The 910-nt window shown below is 75.5% G+C and carries 1 protein-coding gene; it reads right to left on the bottom strand.

Going from position 1 to position 910, the window contains the following annotated elements:
- On the bottom strand, positions 1-910 hold a 910-nt coding region (locus ABD323_RS41910; RefSeq protein WP_344447321.1), incomplete at both ends, for a condensation domain-containing protein.

Consider the following 910-nt stretch of genomic DNA (forward strand, 5'->3'; position numbering starts at 1 on the left):
CAGCCGTGCTCGCGCGCCACCGCCACCAACCGCTCGTGCAACTCGGCGTCCAGCGAGAAGTGCGTGTAGGCACCGGCGTTGCTCGTCGTGGCGGGGCGCGGCCGGTCGAAGGGCAGTGCCAGCTCGGCCGGCAGGTCGGCCAGCTCCCGGGTCCAGAAGTCGAGTTGGGCACCGGAGTCGGCCAGCAGCTCGCGCTGCCAGAGGGTGTAGTCGGCGTAACTCACCGCGAGCGGCGCCCAGATCGGCCGCTCGCCGGCGGAGCGGGCCGCGTACGCCTGCGCCAGGTCGCGCAGCAGCAGGCCCCAGGACCAGCCGTCGGTGGCGATGTGGTGGATCACCAGCGCCAGCACGTGCTCCTGCGGACCGAGTCGCAGCGCCGTGGCGCGCAGCGGGGTCTGCGTCGCGAGGTCGAAGCCGGCCGCCGCCAGGGTGGCCAGCGCCTGCTCCTGCCGCTCGGGGGTGCAGTCGAGCACCTCCAGTGCCCCGGTCGCGTCCTGCGGCGCGAGGATCCGCTGGCAGGGCTCGCCCTGGACCTCGGGGAAGACCGTGCGCAGCGGCTCGTGCCGCTCGACCAGGTCGGCCAGCGCCGCGCGCAGCGCGGTCAGGTCCAGCGGGCCGGTCAGGCGGAGCGCCAACGAGCTGTTGTAGTCGGCGCCCTGGCCGATCCGGTCGAGGAACCAGAGTCGGTGCTGGGCGGGCGAGAGCGGCAGCGGGTCGGGCCGCTCGGCAGCCGTCAGGGCGGGCCGGGAGCGCCCGGCACCCTCGAGGCCGCCGGCCAGGCCCGCGACGGTCGGGTGCTGGAAGAGGTCGCGGATCCCCAGCTCGACGCCGAGCGCGGCCCGCACCCGGGAGATCAGGCGGGTGGCGAGCAGGGAGTGGCCGCCGAGGTCGAAGAAGCTCTCCTCGGCGC

The sequence above is a fragment of the Kitasatospora nipponensis genome, from assembly GCF_039528135.1.
GTDB classification, from domain to species: Bacteria; Actinomycetota; Actinomycetes; order Streptomycetales; family Streptomycetaceae; genus Kitasatospora; species Kitasatospora nipponensis.